This window comes from Pseudomonas sp. SDO5271_S396 (genome assembly GCF_054071795.1).
The window spans coordinates 1-14,981 of sequence record NZ_JBSVWB010000058.1; the positions used below are offsets into that span (position 1 = coordinate 1).

Consider the following 14,981-nt stretch of genomic DNA (forward strand, 5'->3'; position numbering starts at 1 on the left):
GGGATTGTGGTCCGAATGTGGGAGCGGGCTTGCCCGCGATGAGGCCCTCCCAGCCAACCAAGATTCATAACCATGACCAGCCCCACCCCCTGCTACCACTGCGCCCTGCCCGTCCCCTCCGGCAGCCGCTTCACTGCCATGATCCTCGGCGAACGCCGCGAACTCTGCTGCCCGGGCTGCCAGGCCGTGGCCGAGGCCATCGTGGCCGGCGGCCTGGAAAGCTATTACCAGCACCGCAGTGAAGCCTCGGCCAACCCTGAAGCACTGCCGGTGCAACTGGTGGACGAACTGGCACTGTACGACCGCGCCGAGGTGCAAAAACCCTTTGTGCGCCACGACGGCGAACAGGCTGAAACCACGCTGCTGATGGAAGGCATCAGTTGTGCGGCCTGCGGCTGGCTGATCGAAAAGCACCTGCGGCGCCTGCCCGCCGTGGCCGAGGCGCGGCTGAACCTGTCCAACCATCGCCTGCATGTGCGCTGGGCCGATGGGCAATTGCCGCTCAGCCAACTGCTCAGCGAACTGCGCCATATTGGCTACGCCGCGCACCCTTACCAGGCCGACCGCGCCGCCGAGCAACTGGCCGGTGAAAACCGTCTGGCCCTGCGTCAGTTGGGGGTAGCGGGCCTTTTGTGGTTCCAGGCCATGATGGCGACCATGGCCACCTGGCCGGAATTCAATATCGACCTGAGCCCGGAACTGCACGTGATCCTGCGCTGGGTCGCGATGTTTCTCACCACGCCCATTGTGTTCTACAGCTGCGCGCCGTTCTTCAAAGGCGCCCTGCGTGACATGCGCACACGCCATCTGACCATGGATGTGTCAGTGTCCTTGGCGATTGGCAGCGCTTACCTGGCCGGCATCTGGACCGCGATCACGGGCGTGGGCGAGTTGTATTTCGATGCCGTGGGCATGTTCGCCCTGTTCCTGCTGGCCGGCCGCTACCTGGAGCGCCGGGCCCGGGAGCGCACGGCGGCCGCCACGGCGCAGTTGGTCAACCTGCTGCCGGCCTCGTGCCTGCGCCTGAAGAACGACGGCCAGAGCGAACGCATCCTGTTGAACGAATTGGCGCTGGGTGACCAGGTGCTGGTGCAACCGGGGGCGGTCTTGCCCGCGGATGGCGTGATCCTCGAGGGTCAGTCGAGCATTGATGAATCCCTGCTGACCGGCGAGTACCTTCCGCAACCGCGCCAGATCGGCGACGCCGTCACCGCCGGCACCCTCAACGTCGAAGGCGCATTGACGGTCGAAGTGCGCGCCCTGGGCCATGACACGCGCCTGTCCGCCATCGTGCGCTTGCTGGAACGCGCCCAGGCCGAAAAGCCGCGCCTGGCGCAAATCGCCGACCAGGCGGCGCAATGGTTCCTGCTGTGTTCGCTGATCGCCGCCGCCGTCATCGGCCTGGTGTGGTGGGAGCTGGATTCATCACGGGCCTTCTGGATTGTACTGGCGATGCTGGTAGCCACCTGCCCCTGCGCATTGTCACTCGCCACGCCGACGGCACTCACAGCCGCCACCGGCACTTTGCATAAACTCGGACTGCTGCTCACCCGTGGCCATGTGCTGGAAGGCCTGAACCAGATCGACACGGTGATCTTCGACAAGACCGGCACGCTCACCGAAGGGCGCCTGGCGCTGCGTATCATCCATCCCCTGGGCACGCTGAACCGCGATGAGTGCCTGAGCCTCGCCGCGGCCCTGGAGAACCGTTCCGAACACCCGATTGCCCGCGCTTTTGGCCGTGCGCCACTGGCCGCCGATGAAGTCACCAGTTCGCCGGGGCTGGGCCTTGAAGGCCGTGTCGGCGAGCGCATCCTGCGTATCGGCCAACCCGGTTTTGTCTGTGGGTTGAGTGGTTGCCCGGTCCCCGCCGCACCGGATGAAGCCGGACAGTGGTTGTTGCTGGGCGACCGCGAGGGTGCCCTGGCCTGGTTCGTATTGGATGACCGCCTGCGCAGCGACGCCCCCGCCCTGTTGGACGCCTGCAAGGCACGGGGTTGGCGCACGCTGCTGCTGTCCGGGGACAGTTCGCCGATGGTTGCCAGTGTCGCCACCGAATTGGGCATCGACGAAGCCCACGGCGGCCTGCGCCCCGACGACAAGCTGCAGGTGCTGCAACAGCTTCACCAGCAGGGCCGCACCGTGCTGATGCTCGGTGACGGGGTCAACGATGTGCCGGTGCTTGCCGCCGCCGATATCAGCGTGGCCATGGGCTCGGCCACGGACCTGGCCAAAACCAGCGCCGATGCGGTGCTGCTGTCCAACCGCCTGGATGCTCTGGTGCACGCTTTTGGCCTGGCGCAACGCACCCGCCGGATAATCCTTGAAAACCTGCTGTGGGCGGGGTTGTACAATGGCCTTATGCTGCCGTTTGCCGCCCTCGGCTGGATCACCCCGGTCTGGGCGGCGGTGGGCATGTCCATCAGCTCGTTGACCGTGGTGCTCAACGCCTTGCGCCTGACTCGCCTGCCGGGTTCGCACGTCGCCAGCGCCCCCACACTCACCCGCCCGCTGCCGGCCTGAGCCCTGGAGTACCGATGCCAGCTTTATACGTGATGATTCCGGCAGCGCTGTTGTTGGTGGGCGTGGCCATCTACATCTTTTTCTGGGCGGTGGACAGCGGCCAATACGACGACCTCGACGGTCCGGCCCACAGCGTGTTGTTCGACGACCAGGACCCCAACCACCTGGCCGGCATCGAAGAAGCCAACCCATCCGAGCAACCACCCAAAGATCCACCCCATGCTTGAGCTACTGCCTCTGCTGGTCTCGGCCCTGATCCTCGGCCTGTTGGGCGGCGGCCATTGCCTGGGCATGTGCGGCGGGCTGATGGGCGCGCTGACCCTGGCCATCCCCAAGGAGCAACGCGGTCGCAGGTTTCAACTGCTGCTGGCCTACAACCTGGGACGTATCCTCAGCTACGCCGCTGCCGGCCTATTGATCGGCCTGGCCGGCTGGGCCGTCGCGAACAGCCCGGCGGCGATGTTCATGCGCGTGCTGGCCGGGTTGCTGCTGATCAGCATGGGCCTGTACCTGGCGGGCTGGTGGAGCGGCCTCACCCGCATCGAAAGCCTGGGACGCGGCCTGTGGCGGTACCTGCAACCGATCGCCAATCGTTTGCTGCCGGTGTCCAGCCTGCCCCGCGCCTTGCTGTTGGGCGCGTTGTGGGGCTGGTTGCCGTGCGGATTGGTCTACAGCACATTGCTGTGGGCCGCCAGCCAGGGCAACGCGCTGGACAGCGCATTGCTGATGCTGGCGTTCGGCCTGGGCACCTGGCCGGTGCTGCTGGCCACCGGCCTGGCCGCCGAACGTGTGACTGCGTTGCTGAGCAAGCGCAGCATACGCATGGCCGGTGGCGTGCTGGTGATCCTGTTCGGTATCTGGACCTTGCCAGGCCCCCACCAGCACTGGCTGATGGGGCATTGAAACACCCTGTGGCATAGCGCCGCTCCCCGTTGATGCAAATCAAGATGCCCCTGGCGCCACGCCCCTAGACTCGGCCCACTAGCCTTTTCGGGGGACTGCCCGCATGCTCGACGCCATTCGTTGGGACACTGACCTGATTCACCGCTACGACCTGGCGGGACCGCGCTACACGTCCTACCCCACTGCCGTGCAATTCGACAGCCAGGTCGGCACCTTCGACCTGCTCCATGCCTTGCGCGACAGTCGCAAAGCCGCGCGGCCCTTGTCGCTGTATGTGCATGTGCCGTTCTGCGCGAACATTTGCTACTACTGCGCTTGCAACAAGGTGATCACCAAGGACCGTGGCCGCGCCCAGGCCTACCTTCAACGTGTGGAGCAGGAAATCCAGCTGCTGGCCTGCCACCTCGACCCCAGACAGAAGGTTGAACAGCTGCACTTCGGCGGCGGCACCCCGACTTTTCTCAGCCATGACGAATTGCGCCAGCTCATGGCCTGCCTGCGTCGGCATTTTCACTTGGTGGATGAAGACGGCGGTGACTACGGCATCGAAATCGACCCGCGCGAAGCCGACTGGGCCACCATGGGCCTGCTGCGCGAACTGGGCTTCAACCGCGTGAGCATCGGGCTGCAAGACCTCGACCCCGAGGTGCAGCGAGCGGTCAATCGCCTGCAAAGCCTGGAAGAAACCCGCGCAGTCATCGATGCGGCCCGTACCCTGCAATTTCGCTCGATCAATATCGACCTGATCTACGGCCTGCCCAAGCAGACACCGCTGAACTTCGCTCGCACCGTGGAGGAAGTGATCCGCCTGCAACCGGACCGCCTGTCGGTGTTCAACTACGCGCACCTGCCGGAGCGTTTCATGCCCCAGCGGCGCATCCACAGCGACGACCTGCCCTCGCCGGCAGCCAAACTGCTGATGTTGCAAACCACCATCGAACAACTGACCCAGGCCGGTTATCGCTACATCGGCATGGACCACTTCGCCCTGCCGGACGACGAACTGGCCATCGCCCAGGAAGAAGGCACCCTGCAACGCAACTTCCAGGGCTACACCACCCACGGCCATTGCGACCTGATCGGTCTTGGCGTGTCAGCCATCAGCCAGATCGGCGATTTGTATTGCCAGAACAGCAGCGACCTCAATGGTTACCAGAACACCCTGGCCAGCGCGCAACTGGCCACCAGCCGTGGCCTTCTGTGCACCGGGGATGACCGTTTGCGACGGGCAGTGATTCAGCAGTTGATCTGCAATTTCAGCCTGGCATTCGAGGGGATCGAACAGGCCTTCAACGTGGATTTTCGCGGGTATTTCGACGAGGTCTGGCCACAGCTGGAGGCCATGGCCGCGGACGGCCTGATCGAACTCGACGCCCGCGGCATTCAGGTATTGCCCGCCGGGCGGCTGCTGGTACGGTCGGTGTGCATAGTGTTCGATGCCTACCTGGAGCACCAGAACCGGCAGCGTTTCTCGCGGGTGATCTGAACCGGCGTTATTTCGACGCCAGGCTCATCGCTTGCAGTTGCGCTTCGGGCGACTCGTCCTTCATGGCCTTGCCCAGTTGCATCTGGGCCATGGTCAGGCTGCCCTGCAAGGTCGACAAGGCTGACTGCAAGTTACCCACGCGGGCCTGGCGCTGCTCCGGCGTCAGGGAGGTATCGGCCATGGCCGCCGCGATCTCGGCCATCTTGTCGGCGATCTGCTTTTTCAACTCGCGGATCATTTTCAGCAGTTGCTTGACGTTGTCCTTGAGGTTGCTGTCATCGATGTCTTTGTTGCGATCATTCTTGACGGCCTGAAAACCCGCGCTGGAGATGGTGACGGCCACACCCGCAGTGGTCTTGGGATCGCCCTGAGGCGCCAATGGATTACTGGTGTCTTCTCCCACAGCATCCTTTCTGGGCTCCGGCACCGTTGGAATTTGAACATTTGCGGGGTTGACACCACTGATGGAAACCATGATCCGGGCCCTGGATAGTTGAGATATAGACCTGTATCGACCCTGATACAAAAACCTTTATTCCGTTGCCGGTTTTTTGTACACGCTGGCCTCATTGGGGCCCGGTGCGTTACCCTTACGTCTTATGTGTGTTTTCCCACAAGGATTTAAGAGATGTCCGAGCCAGTCAAACTGCGCGCTCACAGCCAGGCTCACTGCAAGGATTGCAGTCTGGCCCCCCTCTGCCTGCCACTTTCGCTGAATCTGGAGGACATGGATGCACTGGACGAGATCGTCAAACGCGGTCGCCCGCTGAAAAAGGGCGAGTTCCTGTTTCGCCAGGGCGACCCATTCGACTCCGTCTATGCAGTCCGTTCCGGCGCGTTGAAGACCTTCAGCCTGAGCGATGGCGGCGAAGAGCAGATCACCGGTTTCCACCTGCCCAGCGAACTGGTGGGCTTGTCGGGCATGGACACCGAGAGTCACCCGGTGTCGGCCCAGGCCCTGGAAACCACGTCGGTGTGCGAAATTCCCTTTGAGCGCCTCGATGAGCTAGCCCTGCAATTGCCGCAATTGCGTCGCCAACTGATGCGGGTGATGAGCCGCGAGATTCGCGACGATCAGCAAATGATGTTGCTGTTGTCGAAGAAAACAGCCGACGAGCGAATCGCCACTTTCCTGGTCAACCTGTCGGCGCGCTTCCGTGCCCGGGGGTTTTCGGCCAACCAATTCCGTCTGAGCATGTCGCGCAATGAAATCGGCAATTACCTGGGTCTGGCGGTGGAAACCGTGTCCCGCGTGTTCACGCGCTTTCAGCAAAACGAGCTGATCGCCGCCGAAGGCAAGGAAGTGCATATCCTCGACCCGATCCAGTTGTGCGCGCTGGCCGGCGGGTCGCTCGACGGCTGATCCAGACACCTGCGGCCGCGCCAACCGACGAGGCCGCAGGTATACTTCGAGTCCGTTTCCAGCCCCAGGACTCTTCGACGATGACCTTCGACTCGTTCGACATCAAATCCCTGATCCGCCCCGTCATCGACTTCCCCAAGCCTGGGGTGATCTTTCGTGACATCACGCCCCTGTTCCAATCGCCCCGCGCCCTGCGCCTGGTGGCCGACAGCTTTGCCCAGCGCTACGTCGAAGCCGACTTCAGCCACATCGGCGCGATGGATGCGCGAGGCTTCCTGATCGGTTCGATCATCGCCTACCAACTGAACAAACCGCTGATCCTGTTCCGCAAGCAAGGCAAGCTGCCCGCGGATGTGCTGGCCGAGGGTTACCAGACCGAGTACGGCGAGGCCTTTCTGGAAGTGCACGCCGACAGCCTGTGCGAAGGCGACTCGGTGCTGATGTTCGATGACCTGATCGCCACTGGAGGCACCTTGATTGCGGCGGCAAACCTGGTGCGGCGCATGGGGGCGAAGATCTTCGAAGCGGCGGCGATCATCGACCTGCCGGAGCTTGGCGGCTCGCAGCGCCTGGAAGACATGGGGATCCCGACGTTTTGCCTGACGCAATTCGGGCTGACTGAAAAGTAACGTTTGCATGAGCCGGCCTCATCGCAGGCAAGCCAGCTCCCACTTTTGAAATGCGATCCTCTGTGGGAGCTGGCTTGCCTGCGATAAAGCCCTCCAGAACAACACAAGATCAAAGCCCCATCTGCTTGGCGATGATCTCGTTCATCACCTCGCGCGTCCCACCCCCAATGGACAGAATGCGATTGTCACGGTACAGCCGCTCCACCAGGTTGCCGCGCATGTAGCCCTGGCCGCCGAAGATCTGCACAGCATCATGGGTGACGCGGTCGGCGGTGTCGGTGGCGAGGTTCTTGGCCATGGAAATCTCCTTGATCACGCTGATGCCAGTGGCCATTTTTGCCGCCTGCCGATAGGTAAATTCCCGGGAGACTTCCACGGCAGTGGCCATCTCGGCCAGGCGATGCTTGAGTACCTGGAACTTGCCGATGGGCTTGCCGAACGCTTCGCGCTGGGCGGCCCATTGGAGGCTTTGCTCAAGGGCCATCTGCGCGGTCATGTTAGCCATCAGCGCCAGGGCCAGACGCTCGCTCTGGAAGTTGCCCATGATGCAAGCAAAGCCCATGTTTTCGGTGCCGATGAGATTGCCCACAGGCACCCGGCAGTCGTCGAAGAACAGCTCGGCGGTATCCGACGCCCACCAGCCCATTTTTTTCAGGGGCTGGCCGACGGTGAAACCGGGCGTGTCTTTTTCGATCAACAACAGGCTGATTCCCGCGAAACCAGGCCCGCCCGTGCGGACCGCCACGGTGTAATAGTCGGCACGGACACCGCTGGTAATGAAGGTTTTGCTGCCGCTGACGCGGTAATGATCGCCGTCACGAACGGCACGGGTTTGCAAGCTGGCCACATCGGAACCGCCGCCCGGTTCGGTCACGGCCAGGGCGATGATTTTCTCTCCGGCCAGCACCTGGGGCGCCACTCGCTCACGCACTTCGGGCCGGGCCCATTTGACGACCGGGGGCAAGCCGATATCCAGCGACCCCAAACCGGCCACCACCCCGCCCGAGCCGCAGCGCATCAGCTCTTCGCTGGCCGCTACCTTGGCGAACAGATCGCCCTCGTGGCTGCCGCCCAGCGCTTCGGGATAACCAATACCCAGGATCCCCGCCGCACCGGCCTTGAGGTACAGCTCACGGGGAAAGCCTTGCGCCTCCTCCCACTGCTCGATGCCCGGCAACATCTCGCGCTCGACAAAACGGCGCACGCTGTCGCGGACCAATTGGTGGCTGGGGTCGAAGTAGTCCTGAAAGGCAGACATCGGCAAGCTCCACGGAGATGTGGAGCGAAATTACCAAGCGCTTGCTTGGTTATCAAGCCTGATGCCAATCTCACTTACTGTACAAAACAGATGTGGGAGCTGGCTTGCCTGCGATACAGACACCGAGGTTTATCAGAAACAGTCTCGGTGATGCTATCGCAGGCAAGCCAGCTCCCACATTTTGATTTGTGCCGCACTCTAGAGCGCGATGGGCTTGCGGCCTGCGAAGGAATGCGCCAGCGTCCCGCCATCCACCAGTTCCAACTCGCCTCCCAACGGCACGCCGTGGGCGATGCGCGAAGTGATCAAGCCTTTGTTGGTGAGCAACTGGGCGATGTAATGCGCGGTCGCCTCACCTTCCACCGTGGGGTTGGTGGCCAGGATCACCTCGGTGAAGGTGCCCTGTTCTTCGATACGCGCCACCAATTGCGGAATGCCGATGGCCTCGGGGCCCAGGCCGTCCAGCGGCGACAAATGCCCCTTGAGCACAAAATAGCGACCGCGATAGCCGGTCTGTTCCACCGCATACACGTCCATCGGCCCCTCCACCACGCACAGCAGCGTGTCGTCGCGGCGTGGGTCGGCGCATTGCGGGCAGAGTTCTTCTTCGGTGAGGGTGCGGCACTGCCGGCAGTGGCCCACGCCCTCCATGGCCTGGCTCAGGGCCTGGGCCAACCGGGCACCGCCGCTGCGGTCACGCTCCAGCAGTTGCAGCGCCATACGCTGGGCGGTTTTCTGGCCCACGCCCGGCAAAATACGCAGGGCGTCGATCAGTTGGCGAATCAGGGGGCTGAAGCTCATGGGCAAGGGTCCGACAAAACAACGAGACGCGGTTTATACCCGCGCCCCGGATGAGCGTCAAATGCGCACCACCAACTTGCCGAAGTTGCGCCCCTCCAGCAAACCGATAAAGGCTTCGGGCGCTTGCTCAAGACCGTCGACCACGTCTTCGCGGAACTTGATCTTGCCGTCCCGTACCCAGGGCGCCATGGCACTGAGGAATTCGGGCTGGCGGTCACCATAGTCGTCGAACACGATAAAGCCCTGGATGCGCACACGCTTGGTCAACAGTGTGCGTTGCAACGCCGGCAGCCGATCCGGGCCGCTGGGCGGCTGATGGGCGTTGTAGCTGGCGATCAGCCCGCACAGAGGAATGCGCGCCTTGGCGTTGAGCAGCGGCACTACGGCGTCGAACACCTTGCCGCCGACGTTTTCGAAGTAGATATCCACGCCCTTGAAACAGGCCAGCGCCAGCTCCTCGGCGAACCCTGGGCTCTTGTGATCGATACAGGCATCGAACCCCAGCTCGTCCACCACGTAGCGGCACTTGTCAGCGCCTCCGGCGATGCCCACCACCCGCAGGCCCTTGAGCTTGGCCACCTGCCCTACCACCGACCCCACCGCGCCGGAAGCAGCAGCTACCACCAGGGTTTCCCCCGCTTTGGGCTGACCGATGTCCATCAAGCCCATATAGGCGGTCATGCCCGGCATGCCCAACACACCCAGGGCCATGGAAGGGCTCGGCAGACCACGCGGCACCGGCACCAGGTTTCGGCCATCGGAAATGCTGTGGCTCTGCCAGCCGGTAGAGCCAACCACCAGGTCACCTACCTCGAACTTGGGGTTGCGCGACTGTTCGATTCGGCTGACAGCGCCACCGGTCATCACCTCATCGATTTCCACCGGCGCCGCATAGGACGGCGCATCGCTCATGCGCCCGCGCATGTAGGGGTCGAGGGACAGGTAGAGGGTCTTGAGCAGCACCTGGCCGTCCGCCAGCTCCGGCAGGGTGACGCGCTCCAGGCGGAAGTTTTCCGGGGTCGGCGCGCCCTGAGGGCGTGAAACCAGAACGATGCGCTGGTTGAGGGTCAGTTCTTGAGGCATCAGAGGCTCCTTTTATCGAATCCATCGGTATAGGGTGCAGACCGTGCTGGCTGGGTCAGGGTTCAGATTGGACGCGAAGCGTCCAGGCCGGCATTCCCTCGCAGAGCATGGGAACAGTGCACACCGAGGTGCAACTGAATAACCCAAAAAAAATGCCAGGCACGGGGCCTGGCATTGGAGTCTAGCTAACGCTCGCCGATCAGAACGGCAGCTTCATGCCCGACGGCAGTTGCATGCCGGCGGTCACGCCGGACATTTTGTCCTGGCTGTTGGCTTCGATCTTGCGCACGGCGTCGTTGACGGCCGCAGCGAACAAGGCTTCGAGCATTTCCAGATCGTCTTCGCCGACACCCGGCAGCACGCTTGGGTCGATGCTCACGCGCTTGATGTCGTGGCGACCGGTCATCACCACGCTGACCATATCGCCGCCGGCTTTACCGGTGACTTCGGCGTTGGCCAGTTCTTCCTGCATCTTGGCCATCTTTTCCTGCATCTGCTGCGCCTGCTTCATCAGGCCGGCCATGCCACCTTTCATCATGGGAATCACCTCAAAGTACGTGGATCAAGTAAGTAGCCCGGTGTCAGGACGCCTGGGGCACCGGGGCTTCGACAGGTTCAATAGTATCGTGACGGACGACCGCACCGAACTGTTGCATCATTTGCTGGATGAGCGGATCACCGTGGATCGACTCCTCGGCCTCGCGCTGACGGTTGAGGCGCCGGCGGGTCGCGGCCTGGGCCGGGGTTTCCTGCTCGGGCTTGATCAGCTCGATGGCGATGGTCAGCGTGCGCTCATGGTACTGGTTCAGTGCATCATTCAGACGGCGTTGCTGGGTGGCGTTGAACAGGGCGCTGTGGGCCGGGTCCAGGTGCAACAGCCAGTGGTCGCCGTCGATGGAAATGAGTGTGCAGTTGGCTGCGATGCTGCCGGTCATGCCGGAAATCGGCAATTTCGGGAACAGCTCCAGCCATTGCAAGGCCAGGCCGGTAGCCGGGGCGGCAGCCGGTTCCGCTTCGGGCTCCGGAGCCGGCTCGGCGGTGTGCTCGCTGGCCATGTCATCCAGGTAGCTGTAGGCCGAATCCATGTCCGGCTCGATGTAGTCTTCGTCCAGCGGCGGCTCGTCGTCGAGGTCGATGCCGGGAATGGCAGCCTCCACCTGGGCGACGGTCGGCTCGGGAACCGGCGCGCTGACCCACTCGGGGGCATCCGGCACCACGCTGTCCGGGGTCGGCGTGGGCATGGGCGTCAGTTCGGGTTGCTCGCCAGTGGTTTCCAGCACCGGCTCCACAGCGGGTTGCTGCTCGACTTCGGCGTCGACCGGGTCGTTCCAGGGCAAATCGACCACCGGAGCCGGCTCTGGCTCTGGCTCTGGCTCTGGCAAAGGTTCCGGCTCGACCACCGGCGCGGCCACCACGGGCGCAGGCGCGGGGGCAACCGGCTCCGGAGCGACAGCCACTGGAGCGACAACGGCCGCGCCAGCCACTGGTTTGGCGGAATCAACTGTGGCCTGGCTGATCCCCACTGGCTTTAGCGGCTGTCTCGGCGCGTCTGCCGCATCGGCAGGCCGGAAGGCGAGCATCCGCAACAGGACCATCTCGAACCCGCCTCGCGGGTCCGGCGCCAGGGGCAGGTCCCGACGGCCGATCAGGCCCATCTGGTAGTAGAACTGCACATCTTCGGCGGGCAGCGCCTGGGCCAGGGCCAATACGCGGTCGCGGTCGCCATGGCCGTTGTCGACACCGTCGGGCAGGGCCTGGGCAATGGCCACGCGGTGCAGCACATTGAGAATCTCGGACAACACGCCGTTCCAGTCCGGGCCTTGCTCCGACAGGTGGCGCACGGCTTCAAGCAACGCCTTGGCATCGCCGTCGAGCAGCGCGTGCAGCACGTCGAACACCTGGCCATGGTCCAGGGTGCCGAGCATGGCGCGCACGTCGCTGGCCATGACCTTGCCTTCACCAAAGGCAATCGCCTGGTCGGTAAGGCTCATGGCATCGCGCATCGAACCGTCGGCGGCGCGGCCCAGCAACCACAATGCGTCGTCTTCGAACGGCACGTTCTCGACGCCCAGCACGTGGGTCAAATGCTCGACCACCCGCTCGGGGGTCATGTTCTTCAGGGAGAACTGCAGGCACCGCGACAAAATCGTTGCAGGAAGTTTCTGCGGGTCGGTGGTGGCGAGGATGAATTTGACGTAGGGCGGCGGCTCTTCCAGGGTTTTCAACAGGGCGTTGAACGAGTGGCTGGACAGCATGTGCACTTCATCGATCAGGTAGACCTTGAAGCGGCCACGGCTCGGCGCGTACTGCACGTTGTCCAGCAGCTCGCGGGTGTCTTCGACCTTGGTGCGGCTCGCGGCGTCGATCTCGATCAGGTCGACGAAACGCCCTTCGTCGATTTCCCGGCATACCGAGCAGGTGCCGCAGGGCGTGGAGGTGATGCCGGTTTCACAGTTCAGGCACTTGGCGATGATGCGCGCAATGGTGGTCTTGCCCACCCCCCGCGTACCGGTGAACAGGTAGGCGTGGTGCAGCCGCTGGCTGTCCAAGGCATTGATCAGAGCCTTGAGCACATGGGTCTGGCCGACCATTTCGCGGAACGAGCGCGGGCGCCATTTACGTGCAAGAACCTGATAACTCATCGAAAACCGTCGCAACTGGGAAGCAGAGGCCGGTAATGCTAGCGGAGCAAGGGGGAAATTGCATCCGGCACGCTCGCCTAATCTGACTAAGCTCTCCTGAGTGGCCCCGAAAAGCCCTGAACCCGGAGAGTCTATGCGCGTAGTCCTGGGCGCTTTATGGATGATTACCACGGCCAGCCTGGCGGCGCCTGCCCCGCTGCGCTTCGCGATTTCCGACAGCTGGGCGATGCCCATGGTGCAACTCGAGGAGGGCCGGCCCACCCAAGGCATTTTGTATGACCTGATGCTGAGCCTGGCCACCCAGGTCGGCCACCCGGCCGAATTCCATGTGCTGGCCCGGGCGCGCATCGCCGGCGCCATGGAGCACGGTGAAATCGACGTACGCTGCTACGTCTCCCAGGCCTGGCTCGACAACCTGTCCGGCGACTACACCTGGAGCATACCGCTGATGGTGCAACGCAACGTGTTGGTGAGCGCCCGCGTGCCGGCCCAGCCCTTGCACCTGAACCACTTGCCGCCGCAATCGATCGGGACGGTGCTCAATTACCGCTACGCCACCCTTGACCCGCTGTTCGCCAGCGGCCAGCTCACCCGCGATGACGCCCGCAGCGAGGAACAGGTGCTGCACAAGCTGGTGGCCGGTCGCTTCAAGTACGCGGTCAGCAACGAATGGATCCTGGAACGCTTCAACCAGCGCATGCCGGTCGCCAAACGGCTGCACCAGGTTGCAGTGATCGACGAGCAAAGCCTGGGCTGCCTCGTGCGCAATGACCCGAACGTACCGGTGCAACACATCCTGCGCACCTTGTTGCGCATGAAGATGTCGGGAGAAATCGACGAGATCATCCGGCTGTACACCGGCGAACACACTCCTGACAAGAACTGACAAGGCCGCCCCCTAGACTGGCGCCTGCCTACTCATCAGTTCTCAAGGAAACCCCATGAACACCCTCGCCCATTACTTTCTGCTCTACGTCGACAGCACGGCCACCAGCGCCAACTTCTACAGCCGCCTGCTCGATACGCCTCCGGTGATCCTCGATCCCACGTTCGCCCTGTTCAACCTGGCTGACGGCGTGAAGCTTGGCCTGTGGGCACGTCACGCTGCCAAACCCGAGGCCCAGGCCCCGGGCGGCGGCAGCGAGGTGGGGTTCTCCCTGCCCGACCCGGGCGCCATCGATGCCTTGCACGCCCAATGGGTCGAGCGCGGCGCAACGATCATCCAGTCACCGACCGCCCTGGACTTCGGCTACACCTTTGTCGCCGAGGACCTCGACGGCCATCGCTTGCGGGCGTTCTGCGTGAACGAGAACAGCTGACCGCCGCCAGCGCCCTTCCAGGCTGATGGCCGCGACGCTGGCCAGCACGATCACGCCGCCGAGCATCACCTGCACGGCAATGTGCTCGCCCAGCAACGTCGCGGCCATGCCCATCGCCACCGGTGGAATCAGGTACATCGCCGCCGACGCGCGGCTGACCTCGACATGCTTGAGCACATAGCCCCAGGCCAGGTACGCCAGCGCACTGGGAAATATGCCGAGCACCAGCACCGCCAGGTTTTCCGCCAACGGTGCGTGCACCACGGCGGCGGGCAGGCCCGGCAGGTTCACGCAGAGCATCAGCGTGCCCACCCACACCATGTAGCACGCCATGGTCAGCGGGCTGTAGCGATGGGCGTAGTGTTTCTGAATGGCGAAGTACAGGCTCCACGACAGCGCCGCCAGCAGAATCAGCAAGCCGCGCGGATCGATGTCGCCCATGCCATGGTCCCCCCAGATCACCACCAGCACGCCGAACAACCCCAGCAGCAAACAACTCCAGCGCCAGGCGCTGACCCGCTCCTTCAATACAAAAAACGCAATCAGCACACTGAACAGCGGCGCAGACTGCGCCAACACACTGGACGCCGCCGCTGTCACCCATTGCTGCCCATAGTTGAGGCTGGTGTGGTGCAGGAACACGCCGAAGAAGCCCAACACCAGCAACCAAGGCAGATCGCGCAAGCGTGGCCGACCGATACCCGCCACCAGCGCCACCCCGCCCATGAATACCGACGCGATCAGAAACCGCAGCAGCGCCAGTTGGCCAGGGCTGTAGCTGTGCAGGCCCATGTGCACACCGATCGGCGAATAAGCCCAGCAAAGGATGACGCTGGCGATGACTAGCGTAAGCTTCAGGGGTGACGGGGAATTCATCGGCAGCGTCCAGAAACAGGAAGGAATGCCGTCAGTCTTGGCCCAGGCAAGGCGCAGGACAATTAACCGTTTCTGACTTCTGAAATCACTGGAACTGA

The 14,981-nt window shown here is 63.3% G+C and carries 15 protein-coding genes; 8 read left to right on the forward strand and 7 right to left on the reverse strand.

Going from position 1 to position 14,981, the window contains the following annotated elements; all coding sequences use genetic code 11:
* Positions 1-72: 72 nt before the first annotated feature.
* From ACW9IN_RS26495 to hemN, 4 genes are all read left to right on the forward strand, one after another.
* Entirely contained in the window at positions 73-2,523 is a 2,451-nt protein-coding gene (locus ACW9IN_RS26495) for a heavy metal translocating P-type ATPase (protein ID WP_457368623.1), read from the forward strand.
* A gap of 14 nt (positions 2,524-2,537) precedes the next feature.
* Entirely contained in the window at positions 2,538-2,750 is a 213-nt protein-coding gene (gene ccoS, locus ACW9IN_RS26500; RefSeq protein ID WP_457368624.1) for a cbb3-type cytochrome oxidase assembly protein CcoS, read from the forward strand.
* The gene (locus ACW9IN_RS26505; protein WP_457368625.1) at positions 2,743-3,426 is read left to right on the forward strand and encodes a sulfite exporter TauE/SafE family protein; all 684 of its coding nucleotides are present in this window, start codon (positions 2,743-2,745) and stop codon (positions 3,424-3,426) included. The genes ccoS and ACW9IN_RS26505 overlap by 8 nt, the downstream gene beginning before the upstream one ends.
* 103 nt (positions 3,427-3,529) lie before the next feature.
* Entirely contained in the window at positions 3,530-4,912 is a 1,383-nt protein-coding gene (gene hemN / locus ACW9IN_RS26510; protein ID WP_457368626.1) for an oxygen-independent coproporphyrinogen III oxidase, read from the forward strand.
* Positions 4,913-4,919: 7 nt separating this feature from the next.
* Here the strand turns inward: hemN and ACW9IN_RS26515 are convergent, their stop codons facing one another.
* The gene (locus ACW9IN_RS26515; RefSeq protein ID WP_457368627.1) at positions 4,920-5,387 is read right to left on the reverse strand and encodes a hypothetical protein; all 468 of its coding nucleotides are present in this window, start codon (positions 5,385-5,387) and stop codon (positions 4,920-4,922) included.
* A 153-nt stretch (positions 5,388-5,540) separates the two neighbouring features.
* Here ACW9IN_RS26515 and fnr point away from each other — a divergent pair, with 153 nt between their 5' ends.
* Together fnr and ACW9IN_RS26525 are read left to right on the forward strand one after the other, a co-directional pair.
* A complete protein-coding gene (gene fnr, locus ACW9IN_RS26520) occupies positions 5,541-6,275 on the forward strand; it encodes a fumarate/nitrate reduction transcriptional regulator Fnr (RefSeq protein WP_457368628.1) in 735 nt (244 codons plus the stop codon).
* Positions 6,276-6,355: 80 nt separating this feature from the next.
* Positions 6,356-6,904 (forward strand): adenine phosphoribosyltransferase, encoded by a 549-nt coding sequence (locus ACW9IN_RS26525; protein WP_457368629.1) that lies wholly within the window; start codon positions 6,356-6,358, stop codon positions 6,902-6,904.
* Between the two features lie 109 nt (positions 6,905-7,013).
* Here ACW9IN_RS26525 and ACW9IN_RS26530 read toward each other — a convergent pair whose 3' ends face one another.
* From ACW9IN_RS26530 to dnaX, 5 genes are all read right to left on the reverse strand, one after another.
* A complete protein-coding gene (locus ACW9IN_RS26530) occupies positions 7,014-8,162 on the reverse strand; it encodes an acyl-CoA dehydrogenase family protein (RefSeq protein ID WP_457368630.1) in 1,149 nt (382 codons plus the stop codon).
* A 198-nt stretch (positions 8,163-8,360) separates the two neighbouring features.
* Positions 8,361-8,963 (reverse strand): recombination mediator RecR, encoded by a 603-nt coding sequence (gene recR, locus ACW9IN_RS26535; protein WP_176996300.1) that lies wholly within the window; start codon positions 8,961-8,963, stop codon positions 8,361-8,363.
* Positions 8,964-9,020: 57 nt separating this feature from the next.
* Positions 9,021-10,046: an NADP-dependent oxidoreductase gene (locus ACW9IN_RS26540; protein ID WP_457368631.1), complete on the reverse strand. Its 1,026-nt coding sequence runs from the start codon at positions 10,044-10,046 to the stop codon at positions 9,021-9,023.
* A gap of 199 nt (positions 10,047-10,245) precedes the next feature.
* A complete protein-coding gene (locus ACW9IN_RS26545; protein ID WP_457368632.1) occupies positions 10,246-10,584 on the reverse strand; it encodes a YbaB/EbfC family nucleoid-associated protein in 339 nt (112 codons plus the stop codon).
* A 43-nt stretch (positions 10,585-10,627) separates the two neighbouring features.
* Entirely contained in the window at positions 10,628-12,688 is a 2,061-nt protein-coding gene (dnaX, locus tag ACW9IN_RS26550; RefSeq protein WP_457368633.1) for a DNA polymerase III subunit gamma/tau, read from the reverse strand.
* Between the two features lie 133 nt (positions 12,689-12,821).
* Here dnaX and ACW9IN_RS26555 point away from each other — a divergent pair, with 133 nt between their 5' ends.
* The gene (locus ACW9IN_RS26555; RefSeq protein ID WP_457368634.1) at positions 12,822-13,574 is read left to right on the forward strand and encodes a substrate-binding periplasmic protein; all 753 of its coding nucleotides are present in this window, start codon (positions 12,822-12,824) and stop codon (positions 13,572-13,574) included.
* A gap of 55 nt (positions 13,575-13,629) precedes the next feature.
* Positions 13,630-14,007 (forward strand): VOC family protein, encoded by a 378-nt coding sequence (locus ACW9IN_RS26560; RefSeq protein WP_457368635.1) that lies wholly within the window; start codon positions 13,630-13,632, stop codon positions 14,005-14,007.
* On the opposite strand, the gene ACW9IN_RS26565 is transcribed toward ACW9IN_RS26560, so the two are convergent.
* On the reverse strand, positions 13,915-14,883 hold the full coding sequence (locus tag ACW9IN_RS26565; protein ID WP_457368636.1) for a DMT family transporter: 969 nt from the start codon (positions 14,881-14,883) through the stop codon (positions 13,915-13,917). The two genes, ACW9IN_RS26560 and ACW9IN_RS26565, sit on opposite strands and share 93 nt — an antisense overlap.
* Between the last annotated feature and the right edge of the window lie 98 nt (positions 14,884-14,981).

What these genes read in the sequence shown, in the direction of transcription:
- ACW9IN_RS26565 (WP_457368636.1), bottom strand. Translation starts at nt 14,883, where the DNA reads ATGAATTCCCCGTCACCCCTGAAGCTTACGCTAGTCATCGCCAGCGTC.
- ACW9IN_RS26495 (WP_457368623.1), top strand. Translation starts at nt 73, where the DNA reads ATGACCAGCCCCACCCCCTGCTACCACTGCGCCCTGCCCGTCCCCTCC.
- ACW9IN_RS26540 (WP_457368631.1), bottom strand. Translation starts at nt 10,046, where the DNA reads ATGCCTCAAGAACTGACCCTCAACCAGCGCATCGTTCTGGTTTCACGC.
- ACW9IN_RS26545 (WP_457368632.1), bottom strand. Translation starts at nt 10,584, where the DNA reads ATGATGAAAGGTGGCATGGCCGGCCTGATGAAGCAGGCGCAGCAGATG.
- ACW9IN_RS26525 (WP_457368629.1), top strand. Translation starts at nt 6,356, where the DNA reads ATGACCTTCGACTCGTTCGACATCAAATCCCTGATCCGCCCCGTCATC.
- ACW9IN_RS26530 (WP_457368630.1), bottom strand. Translation starts at nt 8,162, where the DNA reads ATGTCTGCCTTTCAGGACTACTTCGACCCCAGCCACCAATTGGTCCGC.
- ACW9IN_RS26555 (WP_457368634.1), top strand. Translation starts at nt 12,822, where the DNA reads ATGCGCGTAGTCCTGGGCGCTTTATGGATGATTACCACGGCCAGCCTG.
- ACW9IN_RS26560 (WP_457368635.1), top strand. Translation starts at nt 13,630, where the DNA reads ATGAACACCCTCGCCCATTACTTTCTGCTCTACGTCGACAGCACGGCC.
- ccoS (WP_457368624.1), top strand. Translation starts at nt 2,538, where the DNA reads ATGCCAGCTTTATACGTGATGATTCCGGCAGCGCTGTTGTTGGTGGGC.
- dnaX (WP_457368633.1), bottom strand. Translation starts at nt 12,688, where the DNA reads ATGAGTTATCAGGTTCTTGCACGTAAATGGCGCCCGCGCTCGTTCCGC.
- fnr (WP_457368628.1), top strand. Translation starts at nt 5,541, where the DNA reads ATGTCCGAGCCAGTCAAACTGCGCGCTCACAGCCAGGCTCACTGCAAG.
- ACW9IN_RS26505 (WP_457368625.1), top strand. Translation starts at nt 2,743, where the DNA reads ATGCTTGAGCTACTGCCTCTGCTGGTCTCGGCCCTGATCCTCGGCCTG.
- ACW9IN_RS26515 (WP_457368627.1), bottom strand. Translation starts at nt 5,387, where the DNA reads ATGGTTTCCATCAGTGGTGTCAACCCCGCAAATGTTCAAATTCCAACG.
- recR (WP_176996300.1), bottom strand. Translation starts at nt 8,963, where the DNA reads ATGAGCTTCAGCCCCCTGATTCGCCAACTGATCGACGCCCTGCGTATT.
- hemN (WP_457368626.1), top strand. Translation starts at nt 3,530, where the DNA reads ATGCTCGACGCCATTCGTTGGGACACTGACCTGATTCACCGCTACGAC.